The organism is Corynebacterium zhongnanshanii, from assembly GCF_014490575.1.
Lineage (GTDB): Bacteria > Actinomycetota > Actinomycetes > Mycobacteriales > Mycobacteriaceae > Corynebacterium > Corynebacterium zhongnanshanii.
Genome location: NZ_CP061033.1, coordinates 860660 through 886487 on the forward strand (window position 1 = coordinate 860660; position 25828 = coordinate 886487).

Annotated in this window: 19 protein-coding genes and 3 rRNA genes; all 22 read left to right on the forward strand. The window is 59.7% G+C overall.

The genetic code is table 11. The features are described from left to right. The 22 genes from argF (at position 1) to IAU67_RS03945 (ending at position 25750) form a co-directional block, all read left to right on the forward strand. Positions 1-915 (forward strand): ornithine carbamoyltransferase, encoded by a 915-nt coding sequence (gene argF, locus IAU67_RS03840; protein WP_151843162.1) that lies wholly within the window; start codon positions 1-3, stop codon positions 913-915. Further along, positions 900-1364: an arginine repressor gene (gene argR / locus IAU67_RS03845; protein ID WP_151843163.1), complete on the forward strand. Its 465-nt coding sequence runs from the start codon at positions 900-902 to the stop codon at positions 1362-1364. The genes argF and argR overlap by 16 nt, the downstream gene beginning before the upstream one ends. 103 nt (positions 1365-1467) lie before the next feature. Next, complete coding sequence (locus IAU67_RS03850; RefSeq protein WP_151843164.1) at positions 1468-2664, forward strand: argininosuccinate synthase; 1197 nt, start codon at positions 1468-1470, stop codon at positions 2662-2664. A 60-nt stretch (positions 2665-2724) separates the two neighbouring features. Then, entirely contained in the window at positions 2725-4176 is a 1452-nt protein-coding gene (gene argH / locus IAU67_RS03855) for an argininosuccinate lyase (RefSeq protein ID WP_151843165.1), read from the forward strand. A gap of 54 nt (positions 4177-4230) precedes the next feature. Further along, complete coding sequence (locus IAU67_RS03860; RefSeq protein ID WP_151843166.1) at positions 4231-5490, forward strand: hypothetical protein; 1260 nt, start codon at positions 4231-4233, stop codon at positions 5488-5490. A 28-nt stretch (positions 5491-5518) separates the two neighbouring features. Further along, complete coding sequence (locus IAU67_RS03865; RefSeq protein ID WP_151843167.1) at positions 5519-5683, forward strand: Trm112 family protein; 165 nt, start codon at positions 5519-5521, stop codon at positions 5681-5683. Between the two features lie 51 nt (positions 5684-5734). Next, on the forward strand, positions 5735-7006 hold the full coding sequence (gene tyrS / locus IAU67_RS03870; protein WP_151843168.1) for a tyrosine--tRNA ligase: 1272 nt from the start codon (positions 5735-5737) through the stop codon (positions 7004-7006). A gap of 837 nt (positions 7007-7843) precedes the next feature. Next, positions 7844-9369: ribosomal RNA gene (locus tag IAU67_RS03875) — 16S ribosomal RNA — on the forward strand. 357 nt (positions 9370-9726) lie between these two features. Then, positions 9727-12802, forward strand: a 23S ribosomal RNA gene (locus IAU67_RS03880). Between the two features lie 118 nt (positions 12803-12920). Continuing rightward, a 5S ribosomal RNA gene (gene rrf / locus IAU67_RS03885) occupies positions 12921-13037 on the forward strand. The 16S, 23S and 5S rRNA genes sit together here, the layout of an rRNA operon. A 216-nt stretch (positions 13038-13253) precedes the next feature. Beyond that, positions 13254-14150, forward strand: a complete 897-nt coding sequence (locus IAU67_RS03890; protein WP_151841436.1) for a tetratricopeptide repeat protein — start codon at positions 13254-13256, stop codon at positions 14148-14150. A 4-nt stretch (positions 14151-14154) separates the two neighbouring features. Beyond that, on the forward strand, positions 14155-15231 hold the full coding sequence (locus IAU67_RS03895) for an HAD-IIA family hydrolase (protein WP_151841437.1): 1077 nt from the start codon (positions 14155-14157) through the stop codon (positions 15229-15231). Positions 15232-15271: 40 nt separating this feature from the next. Beyond that, positions 15272-15526, forward strand: coding sequence for a hypothetical protein (locus IAU67_RS03900; protein ID WP_151841438.1), 255 nt, complete (start codon positions 15272-15274; stop codon positions 15524-15526). A 4-nt stretch (positions 15527-15530) separates the two neighbouring features. Beyond that, on the forward strand, positions 15531-16364 hold the full coding sequence (locus IAU67_RS03905; protein ID WP_151841439.1) for a TlyA family RNA methyltransferase: 834 nt from the start codon (positions 15531-15533) through the stop codon (positions 16362-16364). Continuing rightward, entirely contained in the window at positions 16361-17326 is a 966-nt protein-coding gene (locus tag IAU67_RS03910) for an NAD kinase (protein ID WP_151841440.1), read from the forward strand. Before IAU67_RS03905 ends, IAU67_RS03910 begins: the two co-directional genes overlap by 4 nt. A gap of 32 nt (positions 17327-17358) precedes the next feature. Then, positions 17359-19053, forward strand: a complete 1695-nt coding sequence (recN, locus tag IAU67_RS03915) for a DNA repair protein RecN (RefSeq protein WP_151841441.1) — start codon at positions 17359-17361, stop codon at positions 19051-19053. Positions 19054-19120: 67 nt separating this feature from the next. Continuing rightward, positions 19121-20302: a putative cytokinetic ring protein SteA gene (gene steA, locus IAU67_RS03920; protein ID WP_151841442.1), complete on the forward strand. Its 1182-nt coding sequence runs from the start codon at positions 19121-19123 to the stop codon at positions 20300-20302. After that, positions 20299-21198, forward strand: coding sequence for a copper transporter (locus IAU67_RS03925; protein ID WP_151841443.1), 900 nt, complete (start codon positions 20299-20301; stop codon positions 21196-21198). Before steA ends, IAU67_RS03925 begins: the two co-directional genes overlap by 4 nt. Positions 21199-21480: 282 nt before the next feature. Next, entirely contained in the window at positions 21481-23139 is a 1659-nt protein-coding gene (locus tag IAU67_RS03930) for a CTP synthase (RefSeq protein WP_151841444.1), read from the forward strand. A 74-nt stretch (positions 23140-23213) separates the two neighbouring features. Then, positions 23214-23903, forward strand: coding sequence for an NUDIX domain-containing protein (locus IAU67_RS03935; protein WP_151841445.1), 690 nt, complete (start codon positions 23214-23216; stop codon positions 23901-23903). A 2-nt stretch (positions 23904-23905) separates the two neighbouring features. Continuing rightward, positions 23906-24820 (forward strand): site-specific tyrosine recombinase XerD, encoded by a 915-nt coding sequence (locus IAU67_RS03940; RefSeq protein ID WP_151841446.1) that lies wholly within the window; start codon positions 23906-23908, stop codon positions 24818-24820. Positions 24821-24931: 111 nt separating this feature from the next. Next, a complete protein-coding gene (locus IAU67_RS03945) occupies positions 24932-25750 on the forward strand; it encodes a ParA family protein (RefSeq protein WP_187767981.1) in 819 nt (272 codons plus the stop codon). Positions 25751-25828 lie beyond the last annotated feature (78 nt).

Here is a 25828-nt window from a genome sequence, read left to right on the forward strand (position 1 = left end):
ATGGCCATTCGTCATTTCCTCGCAGATGATGACCTCACGCCGGAAGAGCAGGCAGAGGTGCTCGCGCTGGCGGAAGAAGTTAAAGCGCAACGCTACGACAATCAGTACCGCGACCTGCTGGACCGACGCAGCATCGCCGTGCTGTTCGATAAAACCTCCACCCGCACCCGTTTTTCCTTCGACGCCGGCATCACAGAACTCGGCGGCAACCCCATTGTGGTGGACTCCGGCAGCTCGCAAATGGGCAAGGGCGAGACCTTCCAGGACACAGGCAACGTGCTGTCCCGGTTCGTCAACGCGATCGTGTGGCGCACCGGAGCGCACGACAACCTGCACCAGATGGCCGAAACTGCCACGGTACCGATTGTGAACTCCCTGTCCGATGACTTTCACCCCTGCCAGATCCTGGCGGACCTGCAGACCATCAAGGAGCACAAGGGCACGCTGAAGGGCTTGAATGCCGTCTACTTCGGCGACGGTGCGAACAACATGGCCAACTCCTACATGCTGGGATTCGCCACGGCGGGCGTCAACATCACCATTTCTGCGCCGGAAGGATTCCAGCCGGAGAGTACGTTCGTGGAACGCGCGCGGGCGCGCGCCGCCGAGACCGGAGCTACGGTGACCGTCACGGATGCCATCGATGCCAACGGCGCGGATGTTGTCATTACCGATACCTGGGTCTCCATGGGCATGGACCCCAGCATCGACCGCTCGGCGCTGCGGGCCTACCAGGTCAACGCCGAGCTGATGGCCACGGCTGCCTCGGACGCGATCTTCATGCACTGCCTGCCGGCCTACCGCGACAGCGAAGTCACGGCGGAGGTCATCGACGGGCCACAGTCCGTGGTCTTCGACGAGGCAGAAAATCGCCTCCACGCACAGAAGGCATTGCTGGTATGGCTGCTCCGATGACCCGGACTGCCCGGCAGGATCTCATCGGAAAGATCATCGGGTCAGAAAAGGTATCCAGCCAGCGCAAGCTGCTGAGCATTCTGGAGGAACGCGGAATCGAGGTAACCCAGGCTACGCTGTCTCGTGACTTGGTGGACCTGGGTGCGAAGAAAGTGCGCAGCAATGGCGACATCTACTACACGCTTACCGACGAGCTGCGCGTGGATGGGCCGGACAAACTACGCCGCGTGCTGGGCGAATTGCTGGTGGATTACGACCACTCCGGCAACATCGCCGTGCTGCGCACGCCCCCAGGGGCGGCGCAATACCTGGCCAGCATCCTGGACCGCTCGGGCGTGTCCAAAGTGGTGGCCACGATCGCCGGCGATGACACGGTATTCGTCCTGGCGAGGGAGCCGATGAACGGCCAGGAGCTCGGGGAGTACTTCCAGGGGCTTGCGCAGGCCTAGCCTCCGTCGGAACAACAAACACAACCCTATAGACTAGACACATACGATTAGCTCAACCGTTGGGACAGACAGCGGTGACACGGGCATGAAGGAAAGGAACACCATGAAGGATCGCGTAGTTCTCGCATACTCGGGCGGTTTGGACACCACCGTTGCCATTAGCTGGATTGCTAAGGAGCGTAACGCGGAGGTTGTCTGCGTCTCTATCGACCTGGGACAGGGAGGCGAGGACATGGAGACCGTGCGCCAGCGCGCACTGGGCGCCGGCGCTGTGGAGTCCATCGTTGTCGATGCCCGCGACGAGTTCGCTGAAGAGTACTGCCTGCCTACCATCAAGGCGAACGGCATGTACATGAAGGAGTACCCACTGGTCTCCGCCATCTCCCGCCCGCTCATCGTGAAGCACCTGTCCGATGCCGCGAAGGAGCACGGCGGCACCGCTGTGGCCCACGGCTGCACCGGTAAGGGTAATGACCAGGTCCGCTTCGAGGTGGGCTTCGCCAACACCGCCCCTGACCTGGACATCATCGCTCCAGTCCGCGACTACGCATGGACCCGTGAGAAGGCCATCGCCTTCGCTGAAGAGAACGGCATTCCTATCGAGCAGTCTAAGAAGTCCCCATTCTCCATCGACCAGAACGTGTGGGGTCGCGCCGTGGAGACCGGCTTCCTGGAGGACCTGTGGAACGCCCCCACCAAGGACGTCTACGCCTACACCGAGGACCCAGCACTGGGCCAGGCTCCTGACGAAGTGATCATCTCCTTTGAAAAGGGTAAGCCTGTGGCCATCGACGGAAAGAAGGTCACCGTCCTGCAGGCCATCGAGGAGCTGAACCGTCGTGCGGGCGCGCAGGGCGTCGGTCGTCTGGACATGGTGGAGGACCGCCTGGTCGGCATCAAGTCCCGCGAGGTCTACGAGGCGCCAGGTGCCGTGACCCTCATCAAGGCACACGAGGCCCTGGAAGCCGTGACCATCGAGCGTGAGCTGGCCCGCTACAAGCGCGGCATTGATGCCGAGTGGTCCAACCAGGTCTACGACGGCCTGTGGTTCTCCCCACTGAAGCGCTCCCTGGATGCCTTCATCGACTCCACCCAGGAGCACGTCAACGGGGACATCCGCCTGGTGCTGCACGCTGGCTCCATCACGGTCAACGGCCGTCGCTCCGGCAGTTCTCTGTACGACTTCAACCTGGCCACCTACGACGAGGGCGATTCCTTCGACCAGTCCATGGCTCGTGGTTTCGTGGAGCTGCACGGTCTGTCCTCCAAGATTGCCGCACGCCGCGACCTGGCCAACTAACGGCCGGGGACAACCCGGCCACCTCACATCCGTTCCCAACCCCTCTGTAAAGGACTCTTCATGTCTGCACCATCCGCACACGGCACCAACGAAGGCGCATTGTGGGGAGGCCGTTTCTCGGGCGGCCCAACGGACGCCATGGCGGCATTGTCCAAGTCCACCCATTTCGACTGGGTTCTGGCACCGTATGACGTCTTGGCGTCCCAGGCCCACGCCCGCGTGCTGCGCCGTGCGGGACTGCTGTCTGAGGAAGACCTCGTTACCATGATCGAGGGTCTGCAGCAGCTGGGCAAGGATGTGGCTGACGGAACCTTTGGCCCCGAAGCCTCCGACGAGGATGTTCACGGCGCCATGGAACGCGGCTTGATTGACCGCGTAGGTCCTGAGGTGGGTGGTCGCCTGCGCGCGGGCCGTTCCCGCAACGATCAGGTTGCTACGTTGTTCCGCATGTGGGTGCGCGATGCTCTGCGTGACATCGCCGCCGGTGTGACGGATGTGGTGGATGCTCTCCTGGCGCAGGCCGACCGCCATCCTGAGGCGATTATGCCGGGCAAGACCCACTTCCAGGCCGCCCAGCCTGTGCTGTTGGCCCACCAGCTGCTGGCACATGCTCACCCGTTGCAGCGAGACATTCAGCGTTTCCGTGACCTGGATCGGCGCCTAGCTGTTTCCCCGTACGGCTCGGGTGCCCTGGCCGGCTCCTCCTTGGCTCTGGATCCGGAGGCGATCGCTGAGGAATTGGGATTTGATTCTGCAGCGGACAACTCCATTGATGCCACGAGTTCTCGCGACTTCGCCTCCGAGACCGCGTTCGTGCTGGCCCAGACCGCGGTGGATTTGTCGCGTTTGGCGGAGGAGATCATCGCGTGGTCCACGCCGGAGTTTGGGTACGTCACCTTGGCCGACGAGTGGTCCACTGGTTCGTCGATCATGCCTCAGAAGAAGAACCCGGATGTTGCGGAGCTCACCCGAGGCAAGACTGGACGCTTGATTGGTAACGCAACGGGCCTGCTCGCCACGTTGAAGGCCCAGCCGCTGGCTTACAACCGCGATCTGCAGGAAGACAAGGAACCGATCGTGGATTCTGTCTCCCAGCTGAACCTCCTGCTGCCCGCGATGGCCGGCCTGGTGGACACGCTGACGTTCCACCCCGAGCGTCTGCGCGAGCTCGCCCCTGCAGGGTTCACCCTCGCCACCGATTTGGCCGAGTGGATGGTGCGCCAGGGCGTGCCCTTCCGCGTGGCACACGAGGCGTCCGGATCGTGCGTCCGCATCGCCGAATCCCGAGGTGTGGATCTCATCGATCTGACCGACGCCGAGCTCGCGAGCGTCCACGAGGCGCTGACCCCAGAGGTTCGCGAGGTGCTGACCGTGGACGGTGCCGTTGCCTCCCGCGCCACCCGCGGTGGTACCGCGGGTGTGCGGGTGGCTGAGCAGCGCGAGCGCGTGCGTGAGCAAGCTCAGCAGGACCGCGCATGGGCGGAGCAGTCTCCAATCCCTAGCAATCACTAATTCGTGGTTGTGTCCTGGTTGACGTGCTGTTGTACGTGGGCGACGTGGTGAAGCATGCTCCTGAGGAACTCTAAAACACTCGCAGCGCTGTTGGTCTGCGGGGCGATGCTGGTCGCGTGCGGGGACTCGGAGGAACCGAGCTCCCCTGTGGAAGAGTCCGGCACTGTCGTGAAGCATCGTTTGGACCAGACGCAGGGTGAACAGCTCGCGGGTGCCGCACCTCTCATGGTGCTCGTGAGCTCGGGCTCAACTGCGCAGGTCCAGGGCTTTTCTTCGGAAGGAAAGCCCCTGGCGGACGTGTCTACGCAGGTGGAAGCCGTGAAGGATTCCCGCTTGGAACGCTTCGCCGACGGCTATGCCGTGGCCGATAAGAACGCCATCGCGGTCTTGAACTCCTCGGGCACGCGCGTGAAGGCCTTGCCTGTGCCGGAGGTTGATGAGAACGCCGCGCTGGCGGCGTCGGATTCCTCCCCACATTTCTCCACGACGATCATGGCCTTTGACCTGCCTCCCGAAGACGGCGGAACGGTGGATCGGACACGCATCGCTAAATTACATTCAGCATCAGGTCAGGGCGGTGGAGACATCAATAGTCAGGTGATTACCCGCAAAGCGGATATCACGTCTCTGACCGCGTGCGATGATGGATCGGCGCTGTGGCTGGAGTTTAAGCCTTCCACGCTTGTGGGTAATTCTGGTGCGGGTGTGGCAAGTCTGGTGACCTGGACTGAAGAAAATGGTGTGGAAACGTACCCTGTTGATTATGAATTCGCCGCCCGTCCGTGGGACATTAATCAATTGGATTGCGAGAGGAAGCATCATCGTTTGGTTGCCGATGACGGCTCCGGGGGTGTGATTAATCTGGGAATCCAAAAGGATGGCCCGCGGTATAAGGTTGCGGGGAAGCGTCCGGTGAAGAAGGCTAACTCCGACGTTATCGATGGTTCTTACGGTGCCATCAACGGCGATATGCTCACCACGATTAATGACAAAGGAAAAGTCACCGTCATTGATATGTATAAAGGCGAGGTGGCATCATCGGTGGAGTTTTCTCAGCACTATATGGATCGCCGGAGCTTAAATGCGACCAGCGCTGATGGAGCATACGTCTATGCGCTTTTCGGCGGGGCTTCAGAATCGGCGGCCGATGGTTCGTCGCGCGCCAGCGCGGTCATCATGGACTTCAACCAGCCGCGCTGTCGGAGGAACATTGAACTGGAGGTGCCGGCCTCCAGCACGGTCACATCGGCGTTCATGCAGGTCACGGACTCCGAAAAAACTATAGAACCGCCGTGCCAGGCTGATCGCTCCTGAACGCATTCAAACGGCTAGACTGATCTGCATGATTGATCCACAGCTCCTAGAGATCTTGGCATGTCCACAAGATAAGCAACCACTTGAGGATCACGGCGATTATCTGGTTAACCCCCGTCTGAACAAGGCCTATCCCATTCAAGATGGAATCCCTGTCTTGCTGGTTGATGAGGCCGTGGACTGGCCGCTGTAGAGCGCGGCCATACAGTTTTCGATAACACGTGAGAGAAATGGTGGAAAAGTAATGTCCAATATTATCGATGAGCTCCAGTGGCGTGGGTTGATTAACCAGTCCACAGATATTGAGGCGCTGCGCGAGGCCGCCGAAGAAAAGATTACGCTGTACTGTGGCTTTGACCCCACGGGCGCGTCCTTGCACGCCGGCCACTTGGTGCCGCTGATTATGCTGAAGCGTTTCCAGGAGTTCGGCCACCGTCCAATCACCTTGGCCGGTGGAGCTACGGGAATGATTGGCGACCCGCGAGATGTGGGGGAGCGCTCCATGCTGTCCGACGAGCAGGTCGCGGAGAATCTGGAATCCATTAAAAAGCAGCTGCAAGCCTTCGTTGATTTCTCCGACAGTTACGGTGAGAATCACGCCATCATGGTGAATAACGCCGAATGGACGGCGCGCATGAGCGTGATTGATTACCTGCGCGACCTCGGAAAGAACTTTTCCCTGAACACCATGCTGGATCGAGACACGGTCAAGCGCCGCTTGGAATCCGATGGCATTTCTTACACCGAGTTTTCCTACATGCTTCTGCAGGCCAACGACTATGTGCACCTGAACAAGGAGTATGGCTGCGTGCTGCAAATCGGCGGTGGAGACCAGTGGGGCAACATTGTCTCCGGCGTGGACCTCAACCGCCGCGTGAGTGGTACGAAGGTCCACGGACTCACCGTCCCTTTGGTGACCGACGCCGAAGGCAACAAGTTTGGAAAGTCCACTGGTGGCGGCAAGCTGTGGTTGGATCCGGAGCTGACCAGTCCGTACTCCTGGTACCAGTACTTCATCAACGCGGGAGACACCGTGGTGATCGACTACCTGCGCTGGTTTACCTTCCTCAGCAAGGAGGAGATCGACGCACTGCAGGAGAAGGTGGAGACGGAGCCGTTCAAGCGCGAGGCGCAGCGCACTCTGGCGCGCGAGATGACCACACTGGTGCACGGTGCCGAGGCCACGGAGGCCGTGGAGTTGGCCGTGCAGGCTTTGTTCGGCCGTGCGGAGCTCACCGATCTGGATGAATCGACGCTGGCCGCGTCTTTGCAGGAGACCGAGATTGCCGAGGTCGGCCCGGAGGCCACCATCGTGGATCTGTTGGTGGAATCCGGTTTGGAGAAGTCCAAGGGCGCTGCGCGTCGCACCGTGGGTGAGGGCGGAGCGTATGTCAACAATGCGCGCATTGAGGATCCTGAATGGTCGCCATCAGCGGATGATCTCTTGCATGGCCAGTGGCTGGTGCTGCGCAAGGGTAAGAAGCGCTTTGCCGGTGCGAAGGTGCGCTCGGCGTAAGGGTTCAAGGTCCGTGTTCCTCGACATGAGGAACACGGGCCTTCTTTCGTTGTGAGAGCTGCCTGGCATCGACCTCGCTACACTTCCTGCAATTAACCCAGTCGCAGCCTGTGCACGCCTTGTGCCGTTGGTTGTGTTTTTTGGTGCTGTTTTTGGTGTGTTTGTGTGTGGTGTTTTTGGGGCTTTGAGCTGGGGATTTGTGTTGTGTGTGGGTTGTGTGTAGATTAGTTCAAGTCAGAGCGACCGACACCGGCTCCCGGACAGGCCACACAGTGAGATTGTGTGGGGTTGTTGTTAGGGGAGGGGCAGGAAAACGGCCCTGATGATCTGTACCGGAACATTATGGTTTCTGGTTTTGCTTCATGATTTGCATTCCATGTTGTGTGGGTGTGGTTGTGTGTGCGCAGGTTGTTTGAGAACTCAATAGTGTGATGAACCAAGTTTAATTTGTTTCCACAGTACTGATGCACCGTGTGGTGTGTTGGTGTGAAGACATGGTTGGTGGATGCCCCTTTTCGCATGTTGTGGTGGCCTGGCGTCGTGTTGCTGGGTGGGTGTTCATTCTCATGATGATGCTTTTGTGTTGTTGTGGGGCTGTTTGTGTGCCAGTGTGCGGTAGCGCGCATGTGACACGGGAATAGTAATCGATGATGATGCACACGTGTTTTTGTGTGTGTTGTTGTTGTCTGACTGTGGCTTGTTGTTGTTGGAGGTCCCTTCTTCCCGTCGGGGCTGGTGATGGCAGTGGCAAGTTTTTGATGATTTATTTTGATTCTTTTGTCAGTAGTTTTATTTTTTTGTAGCTAGTTTTTGGCTCTCTTGTAGTGCTGATTTGCTTTTATGGAGAGTTTGATCCTGGCTCAGGACGAACGCTGGCGGCGTGCTTAACACATGCAAGTCGAACGGAAAGGCCTCTTGCTTGCAAGGGGTACTCGAGTGGCGAACGGGTGAGTAACACGTGGGTGATCTGCCCTGCACTCTGGGATAAGCCTGGGAAACTGGGTCTAATACCGGATAGGACCATCGTTTAGTGTCGGTGGTGGAAAGTTTTTTCGGTGCAGGATGAGCTCGCGGCCTATCAGCTTGTTGGTGGGGTAATGGCCTACCAAGGCGACGACGGGTAGCCGGCCTGAGAGGGTGTACGGCCACATTGGGACTGAGACACGGCCCAGACTCCTACGGGAGGCAGCAGTGGGGAATATTGCACAATGGGCGCAAGCCTGATGCAGCGACGCCGCGTGAGGGATGACGGCCTTCGGGTTGTAAACCTCTTTCGCTAGGGAAGAAGCCTTTTGGGTGACGGTACCTGGATAAGAAGCACCGGCTAACTACGTGCCAGCAGCCGCGGTAATACGTAGGGTGCGAGCGTTGTCCGGAATTACTGGGCGTAAAGAGCTCGTAGGTGGTTTGTCGCGTCGTCTGTGAAAGCCCGGGGCTTAACTCCGGGTCTGCAGGTGATACGGGCATAACTAGAGTGCTGTAGGGGAGACTGGAATTCCTGGTGTAGCGGTGAAATGCGCAGATATCAGGAGGAACACCGATGGCGAAGGCAGGTCTCTGGGCAGTAACTGACGCTGAGGAGCGAAAGCATGGGTAGCGAACAGGATTAGATACCCTGGTAGTCCATGCCGTAAACGGTGGGCGCTAGGTGTGGGGATCTTTCTACGATTTCCGTGCCGTAGCTAACGCATTAAGCGCCCCGCCTGGGGAGTACGGCCGCAAGGCTAAAACTCAAAGGAATTGACGGGGGCCCGCACAAGCGGCGGAGCATGTGGATTAATTCGATGCAACGCGAAGAACCTTACCTGGGCTTGACATATGCAGGATCGGCACAGAGATGTGTTTTCCCTTTGTGGCTTGTATACAGGTGGTGCATGGTTGTCGTCAGCTCGTGTCGTGAGATGTTGGGTTAAGTCCCGCAACGAGCGCAACCCTTGTCTTGTGTTGCCAGCACGTTATGGTGGGGACTCGCGAGAGACTGCCGGGGTTAACTCGGAGGAAGGTGGGGATGACGTCAAATCATCATGCCCCTTATGTCCAGGGCTTCACACGTGCTACAATGGTCGGTACAGTGGGTTGCGATACCGTGAGGTGGAGCTAATCCCTTAAAGCCGGTCTCAGTTCGGATTGGGGTCTGCAACTCGACCCCATGAAGTCGGAGTCGCTAGTAATCGCAGATCAGCAATGCTGCGGTGAATACGTTCCCGGGCCTTGTACACACCGCCCGTCACGTCATGAAAGTTGGTAACACCCGAAGCCAGTGGCCTAAACTCGTTAGGGAGCTGTCGAAGGTGGGATCGGCGATTGGGACGAAGTCGTAACAAGGTAGCCGTACCGGAAGGTGCGGCTGGATCACCTCCTTTCTAAGGAGTATTTTTGTTTTATTGTTTTGGAATCTGGGTAGATCGCATGGATGGTGATTGTGTCTGACTCGCACCGAAGAGGGTGTGGGTGTGGAAGTGGATTGGTGCTTGGTTTGTTGCTACTGTTGGGTGTCTGGAATGACGTTTGTTATTCCTGTGCATGGGGAGCATGTGGACGGTGACTACCGGTAGGTGGTTGGTGTTTGTGTGTTTCGTGTTGTTTGAGAACTGTATAGTGGACGCGAGTATCTTCTTTTTTGCAATTGACGTGAGTACTCACCGCGTGCCCGGGTTTTTCGGGTTCGTGTGTGTGGTTTGCGTGGTTGTTTTAGTGTTTTTTGTAAGCATTTTCTGTGTTGTGTTTTTGTTAAGGGCACACGGTGGATGCCTTGGCACGATAAGCCGATGAAGGACGTGTAAGGCCACGATAGGCCTCGGGGAGTTGCCAATAGAGCGTTGATCCGAGGGTGTCCGAATGGGGAAACCCGGCCGTAGTTGTGTGCGGTCACCTGCCGATGAATTCATAGTTGGTATGGAGGGAACGCGGGGAAGTGAAACATCTCAGTACCCGTAGGAAGAGAAAATAATTTAATGATTCTGCTAGTAGTGGCGAACGAACGTGGATGTTGGCTAAACCATATGCGTGTGATACCTGGCAGGGGTTGCGTGTGTGGGGTTGTGGGGCCTTGTTGTGCGGTGCTGCCATGCCGTGCATGATGCGTGTGTGTTAGCGGAAGTGGTTTGGAATGGCCTGCCGTAGACGGTGAGAGTCCGGTACGTGAAAGCATGTGTGTTTGTGTTGATGAGTGTCCCCGAGTAGCAGCGGGCTCGTGGAATCTGCTGTGAATCTGCCGGGACCACCCGGTAAGCCTGAATACTTGTGTCGTGACCGATAGCGGAGTAGTACCGTGAGGGAATGGTGAAAAGTACCCCGGGAGGGGAGTGAAATAGTACCTGAAACCGTGTGCTTACAATCCGTCAGAGCCTCCTTGTGGGGTGATGGCGTGCCTTTTGAAGAATGAGCCTGCGAGTCAGCGGCATGTCGCGAGGTTAACCCGGTGTGTGGGGTAGTCGTAGCGAAAGCGAATACTAACGAGTGTGTTTAGTGGCATGTCCTGGACCCGAAGCGGGGTGATCTACCCATGGCCAGTGTGAAGCAGCGGTAAGACGCTGTGGAGGCGCGAACCCACTTAGGTTGAAAACTGAGGGGATGAGTTGTGGGTAGGGGTGAAAGGCCAATCAAACTCCGTGATAGCTGGTTCTCCCCGAAATGCATTTAGGTGCAGCGTCGTGTGTTTCTTGCCGGAGGTAGAGCTACTGGATGGTTTAGCGGGACCAACATCTTAGCGACATCAGCCAAACTCCGAATGCCGGTAAGTCAGAGCGCGGCAGTGAGACTGCGGGGGATAAGCTTCGTAGTCGAGAGGGAAACAGCCCAGATCGCCGGCTAAGGCCCCTAAGAGTGTACTAAGTGGAAAAGGATGTGGGATCGCGAAGACAGCCAGGAGGTTGGCTTAGAAGCAGCCATCCTTGAAAGAGTGCGTAATAGCTCACTGGTCGAGTGGTTCTGCGCCGACAATGTAGTGGGGCTCAAGTACACCGCCGAAGCCGCGGAACTCCATTTTTGGGGTTGGTAGGGGAGCGTCGTGTGGCCGTTGAAGGTGCGGGGTGACCCAGTGCTGGAGGCTATGCGAGTGAGAATGCAGGCATGAGTAGCGAATGATGAGTGGAAAACTTATCCGCCGAATGACTAAGGGTTCCTGGGTCAAGCTAATCTTCCCAGGGTGAGTCGGGACCTAAGGCGAGGCCGACAGGCGTAGTCGATGGATAACGGGTTGATATTCCCGTACCCGTGTGTGCGCGCCCAGTGGTGAATCATTGATACTAACCGCCCTGAACCCACACGAGCATCTTTTGGGTGTTTGTGTGTGGGGATGCGTGGGACCTGATGTGGTAGTAGCCAAGTGATGGGGTGACGCAGGAAGGTAGCCAAGCCACTTATTGGATTGTGGTGTAAGCGTGTGGCCCGTGTGTTTGGTAAATCCGGCGCACATTTGAAGGGTGAGGCGTGATGCGTACCCGTTGTGGGGATGTTGGTGATCCTATGCTGCCGAGAAAAGCCTCTAGCGAGTGCATGGACGGCCCGTACCCATAACCGACACAGGTGGTCAGGTAGAGAATACTAAGGCGATCGGGTGAACTGTGGTTAAGGAACTCGGCAAAATGCCCCCGTAACTTCGGGAGAAGGGGGGCCACTGCTGGTGACAGACTGGTTGAGCTGGTGGTGGTCGCAGAGAATAGAGGGAAGCGACTGTTTACTAAAAACACAGGTCCGTGCGAAGACGGTAAGTCGATGTATACGGACTGACGCCTGCCCGGTGCTGGAAGGTTAAGAGGACCTGTTAGATCACTTTGTGTGGTCGAAGCGGAGAATTTAAGCCCCAGTAAACGGCGGTGGTAACTATAACCATCCTAAGGTAGCGAAATTCCTTGTCGGGTAAGTTCCGACCTGCACGAATGGCGTAACGACTTCTCTGCTGTCTCAACCACAGGCCCGGCGAAATTGCAGTACGAGTAAAGATGCTCGTTACGCGCGGCAGGACGAAAAGACCCCGGGACCTTCACTATAGCTTGGTATTGGTGTTTGGTTCGGTTTGTGTAGGATAGGTGGGAGACTGTGAAGCTATCACGCCAGTGGTGGTGGAGTCGTTGTTGAAATACCACTCTGATCGTATTGAGCATCTCAACCTCGGCCCATGATCTGGGTTAGGGACAGTGCCTGGTGGGTAGTTTAACTGGGGCGGTTGCCTCCCAAAGAGTAACGGAGGCGCCCAAAGGTTCCCTCAGCCTGGTTGGCAATCAGGTGTTGAGTGTAAGTGCACAAGGGAGCTTGACTGTGTGACTGACAGGTCGAGCAGGTACGAAAGTAGGGACTAGTGATCCGGCACCGGCTTGTGGAAGCGGTGTCGCTCAACGGATAAAAGGTACCCCGGGGATAACAGGCTGATCTTCCCCAAGAGTCCATATCGACGGGATGGTTTGGCACCTCGATGTCGGCTCGTCGCATCCTGGGGCTGGAGTAGGTCCCAAGGGTTGGGCTGTTCGCCCATTAAAGCGGCACGCGAGCTGGGTTTAGAACGTCGTGAGACAGTTCGGTCTCTATCCGCCGTGCGCGTTGAAACTTGAGAAAGGCTGTCCCTAGTACGAGAGGACCGGGACGGACATACCTCTGGTGGGCCAGTTGTCACGCCCGTGGCATGGCTGGTTGGCTACGTATGGAAGGGATAACCGCTGAAAGCATCTAAGCGGGAAGCCTGTTTCGAGATGAGGTTTCTTTTGAGGTTCCCTATAGATTATGGGGTTGATAGGCCGGATCTGGAAGCGCTGTGAGGTGTGGAGGTGACCGGTACTAATACACCGAAAAAAACACAACCTAATAGTAGGGTGTTTACAAGAAACAAAAAGAGTGTTGCTCGCGTCTGTTATGCAGTGTCTGGGATGACACGGCACACCCCCTTGGTGGGTGGTGTGTGTTTTCCTTTGTTTGGTTTGTCGGTGGTTTTAGCGATGGGGTCACGCCCGGTCCCTTTCCGAACCCGGAAGCTAAGCCCGTCAGCGCCGATGGTACTGCACCTGGGAGGGTGTGGGAGAGTAGGTCACCGCCGGCTTTAAAAATTTCATACAGGGAGGGTGGGCGTTACCAATCACACGTTGTGGTTGGTAACGCCCACCCTTCCTTTTCGCTATGTGCGGATAGCGTAGCGAAGGGGGTCTGTCGGTTTCTTGACTTACTGTGTGCCTTTGCCGGACAAGCATTCGCAATACAAGTACACAAGCGCTAACATTGAGTCCGCTATTTAATTACACAGGGAAGGTGTCCACACATGGTTGGAGAACACGGCAACGGCCGTTCACATCGAGGCAACTCTCATGGCCGAGGCGGCCGGCCCTCCTCATCCAATGGACGCTCTCACTCCCGCAACTCCAACCGTCATGGACCTCGGAATAAAGGCGGCTTCACACCGAACCGCGGAGGCGCTCGCCGTGATGGTGTGGATCGCGCACGTGCTGCTGGCCCGCAACGCTCTGGTTACCGTGAAGAGCGCATCGCCAAGCGGATGAATGAACCCACGATCCCTGAGGACATCAATCCGAAGGACCTGGACCCATCCGTACGGCAGGAGCTGCGCAGCCTGTCGAAGGACAACGCCGACATGGTCGCCAAGCACCTGATCATGACCGCGTTGTTGCTGGACAACGAACCAGAGAAGGCGTTGGAGCACGCTCGCGCTGCAAAGGATCGTGCGGGTCGGGTGGCCGTTGCCCGCGAGACCTGCGGTATTGCCGCCTACCATTGTGGCGAGTGGAAGGAAGCCATCTCCGAGCTCCGTGCCGCGCGCAGGATGTCCGGTGGTCCAGGCCTCGTGTCCGTGCTCGCCGATGCGGAACGTGGCCTCGGCCGCCCTGAGAAGGCCCTCGAGGTTGCCGGCGACGTCACCGTCGCTGACCTCGATGCTGAATCCCAGGTGGAGCTCGCCATCGTGGTGTCCGGAGCTCACCAGGACATGGGCAATCTGGACCAGGCCGTGGAAGCTCTAGAAGGCCAGCTGGACAACCAGGAGGCTCCGGAGGTGAGTCGCATGCGCCTGTTCTACGCCTACGCGGACGCCCTGGCCCAGCAAGGCCGTAAGGACGACGCCATCACCTACTTTACGAAGGCCCAGGAGCTGGATACCGAGAAGCTGATGGACGCTGCGGCACGCATCGAGGAATTGAGCTAGCGCTGTGCCTGCTCACCCGCTACTGAAAGATTACGACGCCCTGCTGGTCGATCTTGACGGCACCGTCTTCGAAGGTGGGCGCCCCATCGACGGGGCTGCCGAAGGCCTGGCAGAACACGCCGCGAGGAACCGGGTCATGTACGTGACCAACAATGCCTCCCGATCACCGGAGCAGGTTGCTGAGCATCTCACGCGGCTCGGCTTTCCCACAGAACCCAATTTCGTCCTCACCTCCGCTATGGCGGCCGTAGACCTTGCGGTGGCACATGTGCGCGCTGAAGGAATAGGCAGCCCCACGGCCTACGTCATCGGGGCTGAGTCCTTTCGGGAGCTTGCACGGACAGCGGGCTTGGGCGTCGTAGATAATGCGGATGACAACCCGGATGTCGTCCTGCACGGCCACAGCCCCGACAACGGCTGGGCCACGCTCTCAGAGGGAGCATTGGCGATTCGTCGCGGGGCCACCTACATCGCATCTAACTTGGACACCACCCTGCCCTCGGAACGCGGCCTGCTGGTGGGTAACGGCTCGATGGTGGCAGCCCTGGTCAGTGCGACGGGAGTGACCCCGCAGTCGGCGGGAAAGCCGGAACCTGCGATGTTTGACAACGCGCAGGAACGCCTGGGCTCGGTACGCCCGCTTGCGGTGGGGGATCGTTTGGACACGGACATCGCTGGCGGAAACGCTGCGGGTATTGACACGCTGTGCACGCTCACGGGCGTCTCGGGACACTGGGACGTGCTAAAGGCACCCGTGTCGCAGCGCCCCACCCACATCGTGGGCTCGCTGCGGGATCACCTGGACGGCTGGTCGGCGGAGCAGGAATCTCTGGTTGATGGAACACATCGGATTGTGATCGCATCCGGCGAGGTGCCCGATGAGAGTGTCAGCGGGGGAGACGCGCTCGACGACCGCGCGGTGGCACTCATGGCCGCCGAGGCTGTAGCCGTGGCCGCACCCTACGTGTGGTCCTTGCTGGACTCTGGCGTGCCGTGGGAGGCCATCACGTGCGTGCCAGCAACCACGAACAGGGCGGACCCAGATGCTTTCGCCGAGGCTGCAGTGAGCGCGTGGCGATAGGTTTCGTTCCGCGTTGTGTGAGCAAGTAACATAAAGCGCTATGACGCAACCACGCCCAGGACAGGGAGAGGCAACTAGCCCCGCCACGCTCGCAGCGGACGCGGCCCGTCGGCAGAACGAGGCCCAGATGTCTCCGGAGCAGCGGGTTCGGGAGTTGAGCGAGGAGTTGGCACGCGCGGTCGACGAGCTGTTGGCCCGGGACGTCGATGGGGTCGAAGAGGCAGCAGTCTTGGAGCAGGCCCAGAAGGTTGTGAATGACGCGCTCGGCGAGCACGGTCTGGGACGGGGGATCTAGAAGCATGGCGAAGAAGGGGCAGAAACTCCAACGCCTGGATGCGGAGCTGGTGAAGCGAAAGATCGCACGCAGCCGTGAGCACGCTCAAGACATGATCAAAGGCGGACGCGTGAGCGTCAACGGCATGGTTGCCACGAAACCGGCCACGGGCGTGACTGGGGAGGTATCCATCAAGGTCACGGAGAGCGACGACGACCGCTGGGCTAGCCGAGGAGCCCACAAACTGATCGGTGCCCTGGAGGCCTTCGAGCCGCTAGGCCTCAGCGTGAGCAACAAGACCGTACTGGACGCCGGTGCCTCCACCGGAGGTTTTACCGACGTGTGCCTAGATCGCGGAGCCTCCAGGATCGCAGCCGTGGACGTGGGCTATGGGCAGCTGATCTGGAGACTGCAGAACAACCCCAGGGTGGACGTGTTTGACCGGACCAACGTGCGCACCCTCACACCTGAGATTCTGGGCGGGCAGATGGACATGATGGTGGGAGACCTCTCCTTCATCAGCATCGAACTGGTCCTCCCGGCGCTGGCGGAATGCATCGCCGAAGGGGGTGACCTGCTGCCCATGGTCAAGCCCCAATTCGAAGTCGGGAAGGACCGCCTGGGCTCCGGAGGGGTGGTGCGCAGCCCCGAACTACGTGCAGAAGTGACTTTGTCAGTGGCGCGGGCCGCAATGAAGTATGGTTTATCTACGAAGGCTGTTGTGGCCTCGCCCCTGCCCGGGCCAAGCGGGAATGTGGAATATTTCCTGTGGTTGGTGAAAGACGGCGGGCACGAAGCACCAACAGAAGAACAATTGTGCACCATGGTAGAGACCGCTGTGAAGGAGGGACCTCAGTGACAACAGCAGCACCGGACGACCAGCAGGACACTGCGGGTCAGAACCAGTCCGCCCCTGCGAAGCGCGAGGTTCTTCTCGTGGCGCACACGGGAGTGCATGAAAATCTCAGCCTGGCTGCGGAGGCGGCGTCGAAACTCAAAGACGGCGGGATCGATGTGCGCGTCATGGCGACCGCAGACCCGGCCCCCGTGGCACGGCACGAAATCCTCGGCCGCTTCCGTCGCTTCGGGCACACGCGTGAGGCTGCAACCGGAGTGGAAATGGTGCTGGTGCTCGGCGGCGACGGCACGTTCCTGCGCGCCGCGGACATCGCCCACTCGGCCGACGTTCCTGTACTGGGTATCAACATGGGGCACATTGGCTTCCTCGCGGAATGGGAGCAGGAATCCCTCCAGGAGGCCATTGATCGAGTGATCGCCCGAGACTACCGCGTGGAAGACCGCATGACCTTGTCCATCACGGCCCGGGACATGGATGGCCGCGTGCTGGGCACGGGATGGGCTTTGAACGAGTGCTCGGTGGAGAACCTGAACCGCCAGGGTGTGCTGGACACGATCCTGGAGGTTGATGAGCGTCCCGTGTCCTCCTTTGGCTGCGACGGCGTGCTGGTGTCCACACCGACGGGCTCCACTGCCTATGGTTTCTCGGCGGGTGGCCCGATTCTGTGGCCCGAGCTGGACGCCATCTTGGTGGTTCCGAGCAACGCCCACGCCCTATTTAGCCGCCCGCTGGTCGTGTCACCTAACTCGTCCGTGGCCGTGGAGACGAACCCGTCGACCTCGCCGGCTACGGCCGTGATGGATGGTTTCCGTCAGATCCACATGCCGCCGGGCGCCCGCGTGGAGATTCGCCGTGGTCCGCAGCCCGTGCGGTGGGTGCGCCTGGATCAGGCTCCGTTCACGGACCGTCTGGTGCACAAGTTCCGTCTGCCTGTGACGGGGTGGCGCGGTCCACGTCACTAGGCACACACAGTCGATAGCAAGGGAGCATCACCATACTTTCTGAACTGCATATCCGGAATCTTGGAGTGATCGAGGAAGTAACCGCGGAGTTCGCCGGTGGCTTCACCGTCCTCACCGGTGAAACGGGTGCCGGTAAGACGATGGTGCTTTCCAGCCTGCGTCTGCTGTCCGGCCACCGCGCGGATGCTTCCCGCGTGCGGGCGGGGAGTGACAAGGCCACCGTGGAAGGTATCTTTGACGTCTCCACGCTGGGGGCAGATGAGGATGTGCAGGCCGTTCGTGCCATGATTGACGAGATCGATGGCTTTGCCGATGATGGCGAAGTGATCGCCACCAGGACTGTGTCCTCCGCGGGTCGATCCCGGGCACATTTGGCCGGGAAGACCGTGGCTGCAGGCATGCTGTCCCAGTTCTCCTCGGCCGTGTTGACCATCCACGGTCAGAACGATCAGCTGCGTCTCTTGGATCCCGCGCGCCAGTTGGAAGTGCTGGACGAATTCGCCGGGCACCACGAACTGCTGGGTGAATATCGGGAGGCGCGGCAGAGATGGCTGTTGGCGTCGAAGGATTTAGAACGACGATTGAAGGATCGCCGCGAGCTGGCCCTGGAATCCGAAACATTGCAGCGCGCGATCGGCATCATCGACGACATCGATCCGCAGCCCAATGAAGACGAGGACGTGAAGGCGCAGATTCGGCGGATGCAGGACGCCGATGACATGCGGCGGAACCTCCAGCAGGCGCTGGCCATGGTGGATGGCAGCGAGGCCGAGGACCCGGAGATGGGCAACGCGCAGGATTTCCTGGCGCAGGCGGCATCCCTCCTGGCGGGGGAGGATGAGGAGCTGCAGGGTCTGGCTGATCGCCTGAACGAGGTGAGTGCGTTGCTCACCGATATTGCCCACGACGCCGGGCGCGCCTTGCTTCATGTTCCCGACCCGGAATCGCTGGAATCCTTGCTGGAACGGCAGCAGAGCCTGCGTGAATTGCGGAAGTTCGCAGTGGACGTCAATGGCGCCCTTGAGTGGAGGAGTAAGGCGCAGGAGCGTTTGGCGACGATTGATGTCTCCGACGACGTGATCGAGGCGCTGCAGGAGCAGGTCGCGGCGGCGGAGAAGGATATGCTGGCGCTTGCTCAGCGCTTGTCGAAAGGGCGCCAGGCTGCGGCAGCGGAGTTTGGGAAGGCGGTGACCGCAGAGATCGCTCGGCTGCATATGTCCTCCACGGTGACGGTGTCCGTGCAGCAGCAGGATCCGGGGGCGTCGGGAATCGATGCAGTGGAGTTTCGCCTGACCCAAGGCGGCCACGAGACAGCCTTGGCATCCAGCGCCTCGGGCGGTGAGCTGTCCCGCATCATGCTGGCGCTGGAGGTCATTTTGGCGCAGCGGACAGCGTCCACGGGTCGGACGATGGTCTTCGACGAAGTGGATGCGGGAGTGGGTGGCAAAGCTGCCGTGGAGATTGGCCAGCGCTTGGCGATGCTGGCGGAGGACAATCAGGTGATCGTGGTGACTCACCTGCCGCAGGTGGCGGCGTTTGCGGACACACACTTGTATGTGGCGAAGCAGGCGACGGATTCTTCTGTGTCCTCGACGGTGCGAGCTCTCAGCGACGAGGAGCGTGTGGAGGAGTTGTCGCGGATGCTGGCGGGGCTGGAGTCCGAGACGGGGCGTGCACATGCCGAGGAGCTGATGGAGATGGCTCGGGCACGGCGAGGTATCAGCTAGGTATTGTTTTGGGAGGCAGTCGGCGCGCCTAACGCACCATCAGTCACATCCGTATCACAATGTGATCATGCTATTCTCTCGCTCTGACCTTCCAGGTATTCAGGGTGCAACCCGCGACCTCACTGGCCCAAAGGGGATCAACAAGCGTAAGTTGCACGAAGGTGATATTGCCGTCATCGACCAGCCCGACTTAAGCCGGGCCGATGCGCAAAAACTCATCGATGCCAAGGTAGCTGCGGTGTTTAACTTTGATAAGTTCAGCACCGGGCAAGTGCCTAATTTTGGTCCTCAGATGCTGCTCGATGAGGATATTATCCTGGTTGAAAAAGACGAGGAAAAGCCAGCCAACAAAGTGAAAAACGGCAAGAAAGGCCGGCTGGATAGCGGGGCGCTATATTACGGCGAGCGCCTGATCGTTCGCGGTGATGAGCTGGACACGGAAACCGCCGCTGACCGATTCGACGAAGCCCGCGAAGCCCTGGGCGATCACATGGTTGCCCTGTCCGGAAACCTCGCTGAGTTCACTCGTTCGGAAGCGCCTCTGCTGGTGGATGGCCTGGGCATTCCCGACGTGGATGTGGACATGGACGACCGGAAGGTTCTGGTGGTTAGTCCCGATGAGGACGTGCAGGAGAAGCTCAAGGACCTGCGCTACTTCTTGAGGGAGTATGAGCCCGTCATCATCGGCGTGGGAACCGCCGCAGACGTGCTGGTGGAGACCGGCCACAAGCCGCAGGTGATCCTGGGAGACCCTGAGTCCTTGGCGACCGACACCCTGCGCAGTGGCGCCACCGTAGTGGTTCCCGCTGGTCCAGATGGGCACGCTCCGGGTCTGGAGCGAATCCAAGATCTGGGCGTGGCAGCCATGACCTTCCCGGCTGCCTCCTCCAACCAGACGGATCTTGCACTGCTGCTGGCGGACTACCACGGTGCGTCCATGGTGGTTCACCTTGGTGAGAATATGGATCTGGATCATGTGTTTGCGCAGTCGCAGGATCCAGAGACGCCATCGGCGATCATGTCCCGTCTGCGTGTGGGCAGCAAGCTGGTGGACTCCACGGCGGTTGCCGAGTTTTATCGAGTGTCCAAGTCGAGCGCTGGGTGGCTGTGGGCTATCCTCGGCATTCTGTTGGCGCTCGGTGTGATTATCGCTATCGCGGGACTATCCGGTGACTCTGGTTTTGTGGATAACTTGATTAATTCATGGAATAGCCTTGCGTTGAATGTCCAGGAGCTGTTTAAGTCATGAGTAAATCTTCAGTGATTGCAGGATTGGGCGTAGGCATTGCGCTGGGCACGGCGTTTGGCTTTTTCGCGCTAGCCCCCAATGTCGAGGGTGGGCCTGCGGGCAATTCCTCGGCGATTCAGCAGGAGCTTAATGCTGAGAAGAAGCGCGCTGATGTTGAGGAATTGCAGTCCAACGCGGCCAATGACCTTCTGAATCAATTCAACGGCGACATTGTGGACGGTTCGCTGGCTGACACGTCCGTTGCTGTGGTCCTTGCTCCTGATGCGGTAGACGCAGATGTTGATGCCCTCAAGAAAGTCCTGGAGAATGCAGGCGCCACGGTGAATGCAACCATCGAACTGACGGACAAGGCCACGTCCACGGACGGTGCGGATTCGTTGAAGTCGCTGGCGTCCAAGTCTTTGCCGTCGGGTGCGACCTTGTCTGAAGATAAGCTCTCCCCAGGAATGCACACGGGCCAGCTGCTCGGAGCGGCGTTGAGCGACAAGACCAGCGAGTCTGATCGCGCTGTGGCGATCGGTGCGTTGGAGAAGGAAGGATTCCTTTCCCACGATGGGGAAGTGAAGGACGCCTCCCTGGTGGTGGTTGTTGCTGGAAACGCGGACAAGGACGACCAGGACGGCAACTACTCCAATACGTTCCTGTCTGACTTGGCCTTGGGTGTTGACTCATCCACCGATGGCGCCGTGCTGGCCGCGCGCCCGTCCTCAGCGGCCAAGGGCGGAGCCGTGGCGCTCGTACGCGGAAGTCGTGAGCATGTGGAGAACGTCTCCACGGTGGACAACATCAACGCGGACTCTGGCCGTATCAGCGTGATCCACGAGCTGGAGAAGCAGAAGGATAACCAGAGTAAGCACGTGGGCGTGGGAGAGAACGCCTCGGCGCTGACGGCGTAAGCTCTGCCCGTCAACCCGGCCGCTGCTACGTTTACGCGTCCACCCGAGGCCGGCCCCAGCCCACACGCGAGGCCGGCCCCAACCCACACGCGAACGCTGCCGCGGCCAGCCCACTAGTGCAATTCTTTGCACCTGTGTTAGGCTGAAATCCCGTAGGTATTCACCTGTGGGTTTTGTGTTTTTCGGACACGTTTCCTTTCGACTTCGAAGCGCCACGCGCTGCGAGGAATCCCGAGGAGATTGAACGCGCACAATCCCGCACCTTGACCATGGGGAGCGCATATGGGCAGCAGCCGCCTGGATAAAGACACCAAGTTCATTTTCGTGACAGGCGGGGTTGCCTCCTCGCTGGGTAAGGGCCTCACCGCCGCGTCCCTGGGGCAGCTGCTCAGCGCGCGCGGCCTGCGTGTGACCATGCAGAAGTTGGATCCGTACCTGAACGTTGATCCGGGAACCATGAACCCTTTCGAGCACGGTGAGGTGTTCGTCACCGAGGATGGCGCGGAGACGGACCTGGACCTGGGCCACTATGAGCGCTTCTTGGACCGTAACCTGTCCGCCGCGGGCAATGTGACCACCGGCAAGGTGTATTCCAATGTCATCGCCAAGGAGCGCCGCGGCGAGTACCTGGGCAAGACCGTCCAGGTCATCCCCCACATTACGGACGAAATCAAGGAATCTGTTCTGGCGATGGCTAAGCCCGACGCCGACGGTGTGGTGCCCGATGTGGTGATCTCTGAAATTGGCGGCACGGTGGGTGACATCGAGTCCCAGCCGTTTTTGGAGGCAGCACGTCAGGTCCGCCACGCGGTGGGACGGGACAACATTGTGTTCATTCACGTGTCTTTGGTGCCGTACCTAGCTCCGTCCGGTGAGCTGAAGACGAAGCCCACGCAGCACTCCATCGCTGAGCTCCGTTCCATCGGTATTGTGCCGGATGCGATTGTTCTTCGCGCTGACCGCGAGGTTCCGCTGCCCATGAAGAAGAAGATCGCTCTGATGAGCGATGTGGAGCTGGAAGGCGTGGTGAGCTGCCCAGACGCGCCGAGCATTTACGACATTCCTAAGGTGCTGCACTCCCAGCACCTGGATACCTATGTCATCCGACGCCTGAACTTGCCATTCCGTGACGTGGACTGGAGCACCTGGGGGCAGCTGTTGGATAGTGTTCACAACCCGCAGGGTGAAGTGACCATCGGCATCGTGGGCAAGTACATCGACCTGCCCGATGCGTACCTGTCGGTCGCAGAGGCAGTGCGCGCTGGCGGTTTCGGCGCGGGCGTGAAGGCTCACGTGAAGTGGATTACGTCGGATGACTGCGAAAACGGCCAGGCCGCCGAGGCCCTGGCGGGCGTGGACGGCATCGTCATCCCCGGTGGCTTCGGTGTCCGTGGCATCGAGGGCAAGATCGCCGCGATTCGCTATGCTCGCGAAACAGGCCTGCCGACCTTGGGAATCTGCCTGGGTCTGCAGTGCATCGTGATTGAAGCAGCGCGCACCGCGGGTCTGGAGGATGCGTCCTCCACGGAGTTCGATCCAGAGGCTTCCACCCCGGTGATCTCCACGATGGAGGAGCAGCAGGCGGCCGTAGCCGGCGACGCCGATCTGGGCGGCACGATGCGTTTGGGCGCCTACCCGGCAACGCTGCAGGAAAGCTCCGTGGTCGCAGGGCTCTATGGCACCACCGAGGTCAGCGAGCGTCACCGTCACCGCTTCGAGGTCAACAACGCCTACCGGGAGCAGATCACCGAGGGTTCTCAGCTGCAGTTCTCCGGCACGTCTCCCGATGGCACCCTGGTGGAGTTCGTGGAGTACCCGAAGGATGTTCACCCATACTTTGTGGCGACGCAAGCTCACCCAGAGTACAAGTCCCGTCCAACCCGCTCCCACCCGCTGTTCCAGGGTCTGATCGACGCTGCCTTGGAGCGCCGCTCTCAGTAGCATGCCCGTCAGTGAGGTTGTCTGTCAGCGAGGAAGCGCGCTAGGCAGGCGGCCTGCCCGCTACACTGGTGAGCATGACTTCTGACTCACAACCCCACTCGGGTTCCCAGCCTCTCTACGAGGTCAAGGAGTCCGAGTTACTTGTTGATGCGCCCATTATCGCCCTGCGACGGGATACGATTTCCACCGCCACGGGGGATGCAGTCCGGGAGGTTGTCGAGCACTTTGGCGCGGTGGCTGTGGTTGCCGTGAAGGACGGGTGCGTCCAGCTCATTCGCCAGTACCGGCACGCAGTAGGCGCGTATCTGTGGGAGCTTCCCGCGGGCATCCTCGACAAGGTGGGGGAGAACCCCCTACTGGCGGCGCAGCGGGAGTTGGCGGAGGAAGCACAGCTGAAGGCTGAGTCCTGGCATCTCCTGGGTGATGTGGTGACGTCACCGGGCTTCGCAGAGGAACGCGTGAGGATCTTCCTCGCCGAGGAGGTATCTGAGCTCAGCGAGCAGGATCAGCGCGAGATGGGGTTGGACACTCAGACGGGTGAGGAGGCGGATCTGGACGTCCTCTGGCTGCCGGTCGACGAGGCCGTGCGGTGGGTGCAGGAAGGGAAGATTATCAACTCGATCGCCGTGGCGGGTATTGCCCACCTCGCGCTGGGTACCCGCCGGAGCACGAACGAGCCGTTCACGCACGTGTCTGGTCTGAAGAGCCGCCGGGAGAACTCCGAGGGAGTGGAACCAGGCACCGACATGAAGAGCGTGCGCTAGGCATGTCCACTGCTGAGGATAACCAACGCATCGCCACGAGGTGGTTTCGTCATCTGAAGACGGAGCGTCATCTTTCGGCGCACACGGTGGATAACTACCAGCGGGATATTCGTCGCTATGTGCAGTGGTTGGGGGATCGTGCACTGAAGGATGTGCGCACGGACGAGGTGGAGCAATTCGTGACGTGGTTGCGTACGGACGCGGGCACGGGCAGGGGGCTGGCGAAGTCGTCCGTGGCTCGCACGTTGGCGGCTGTGCGCGGGCTGCATAATTTTTGCCAGTCGGAGAGATACGTGGACCTGGATGTCACGGCGGACGTGCCGGTGCCGTCCTTGCCCCGTCCGATTCCGAAGGCGTTGAGCGTGGCCCAGGTGGAGGCGTTGTTGGACGCTATACCGTCAGGGGATTCAGCCTCTGCCCTTGACTTAAGGGATAAAGCTCTGGTGGAAATGTTGTATTCCACGGGTGCGCGCATTTCGGAGCTGATGGATCTGGACGTGGATGATCTGGATCGCGACCTCAATATCGTGCTCGTGCGGGGTAAAGGCGGCAAGGAAAGGATCGTGCCCGTGGGAATCCCTGCCCTTCATGCGATCGACGCCTACCTCACGCGCGCCCGGCCTGCGTTAAATACCACGGGCTCACCTGCGCTGTTCCTGAACAATCGCGGCCGGAGGATGGGGCGCCAGTCTGGTTTCAAGGCGGTGTCCCAGGCGGCTGAGGCCGCGGGCATCGGTCCTGTGTCCCCGCACAGCCTGCGGCACTCGTTTGCCACGCACCTTCTGGAGGGCGGCGCGGATGTCCGTGTGGTGCAGGAGCTGTTGGGTCACGCCAGTGTGGTGACCACGCAAATCTATACCAAGGTCACGCCTGATCACTTGAGGCAAGTGTGGATTGAATCTCACCCACGGGCGTAGGGCTGCTAATCTTAAGGATGTAATTCTCGACGGAAAGGGCTGCACGCAGTGTCACAACCAGACGCATTGTTCGATAAGCCCGAACAAAACATCGGCTTGACTGGCCGTCCCATGGCGGAGCTACCAGATCCCGCGCCGTTGTCTTCGCACGGGCCGGCCAGCATCATCTCCATGTGTAATCAAAAGGGCGGGGTGGGAAAGACCACGTCCACGATCAACATGGGTGCGGCTCTCGCCGCGTTCGGGCGCAAGGTGCTCCTTGTGGACTTGGACCCGCAGGGCGCACTCTCGGCTGGGCTGGGTATTCAGCATGATGAGCTGGATATCACCGTGTATAACCTACTGGTGGATTCCGGCTCGTCCATCCTGGATGCGATACATAAAAGTCCAGTCGATAACCTTGACGTTGTGCCTGCGAACATCGACCTGTCCGCCGCGGAGATTCAGCTAGTGAACGAGGTGGGCCGCGAGCAGGCCTTGGCTCGCGCCCTGCGTCCGGTGGCGAAGGACTATGACTTCATCATCATCGACTGCCAGCCCTCCCTGGGGCTGCTGACCGTCAACGCCCTGTCCTGTTCTGATTCGGTCATCATCCCCGTGGAATCCGAGTACTTCTCTCTGCGCGGTCTGGCGCTTCTGATGGACACGGTCGATAAGGTGCGGGATCGCCTGAACTTCCGCCTGGAAGTGCTGGGCATTCTGGTCACGATGTTCGACCGCCGCACACTGCATTCGCGGGAAGTGATGGAGCGCCTGGTGGAGGCCTTCGGAGATAAGGTGTTTGATTCCGTCATCACCCGCACTGTCCGCTTCCCAGAGACCTCTGTGGCCGGAGAGCCTATCAACACCTGGGCTCCGAAGTCCTCAGGCGCCATCCAGTACCGCAATCTAGCTGCAGAAGTCATCAAGCGAGTCGCAGAACAGGCCTAACGTGACCAGCCCTCATCCGCCGAACTCCAGCGCGGTGGAGCAGCCGCCCGCCGCACCGGAGCCTGTGCAACCCGAGAT

Coding starts and splice junctions, on each gene's coding strand:
- argR (WP_151843163.1), top strand. CDS start 900: ATGGCTGCTCCGATGACCCGGACTGCCCGGCAGGATCTCATCGGAAAG.
- IAU67_RS03930 (WP_151841444.1), top strand. CDS start 21,481: ATGGGCAGCAGCCGCCTGGATAAAGACACCAAGTTCATTTTCGTGACA.
- argF (WP_151843162.1), top strand. CDS start 1: ATGGCCATTCGTCATTTCCTCGCAGATGATGACCTCACGCCGGAAGAG.
- steA (WP_151841442.1), top strand. CDS start 19,121: ATGCTATTCTCTCGCTCTGACCTTCCAGGTATTCAGGGTGCAACCCGC.
- IAU67_RS03935 (WP_151841445.1), top strand. CDS start 23,214: ATGACTTCTGACTCACAACCCCACTCGGGTTCCCAGCCTCTCTACGAG.
- argH (WP_151843165.1), top strand. CDS start 2,725: ATGTCTGCACCATCCGCACACGGCACCAACGAAGGCGCATTGTGGGGA.
- IAU67_RS03925 (WP_151841443.1), top strand. CDS start 20,299: ATGAGTAAATCTTCAGTGATTGCAGGATTGGGCGTAGGCATTGCGCTG.
- IAU67_RS03945 (WP_187767981.1), top strand. CDS start 24,932: ATGGCGGAGCTACCAGATCCCGCGCCGTTGTCTTCGCACGGGCCGGCC.
- IAU67_RS03900 (WP_151841438.1), top strand. CDS start 15,272: ATGACGCAACCACGCCCAGGACAGGGAGAGGCAACTAGCCCCGCCACG.
- IAU67_RS03865 (WP_151843167.1), top strand. CDS start 5,519: ATGATTGATCCACAGCTCCTAGAGATCTTGGCATGTCCACAAGATAAG.
- IAU67_RS03940 (WP_151841446.1), top strand. CDS start 23,906: ATGTCCACTGCTGAGGATAACCAACGCATCGCCACGAGGTGGTTTCGT.
- IAU67_RS03905 (WP_151841439.1), top strand. CDS start 15,531: ATGGCGAAGAAGGGGCAGAAACTCCAACGCCTGGATGCGGAGCTGGTG.
- IAU67_RS03860 (WP_151843166.1), top strand. CDS start 4,231: ATGCTCCTGAGGAACTCTAAAACACTCGCAGCGCTGTTGGTCTGCGGG.
- tyrS (WP_151843168.1), top strand. CDS start 5,735: ATGTCCAATATTATCGATGAGCTCCAGTGGCGTGGGTTGATTAACCAG.
- IAU67_RS03850 (WP_151843164.1), top strand. CDS start 1,468: ATGAAGGATCGCGTAGTTCTCGCATACTCGGGCGGTTTGGACACCACC.
- IAU67_RS03890 (WP_151841436.1), top strand. CDS start 13,254: ATGGTTGGAGAACACGGCAACGGCCGTTCACATCGAGGCAACTCTCAT.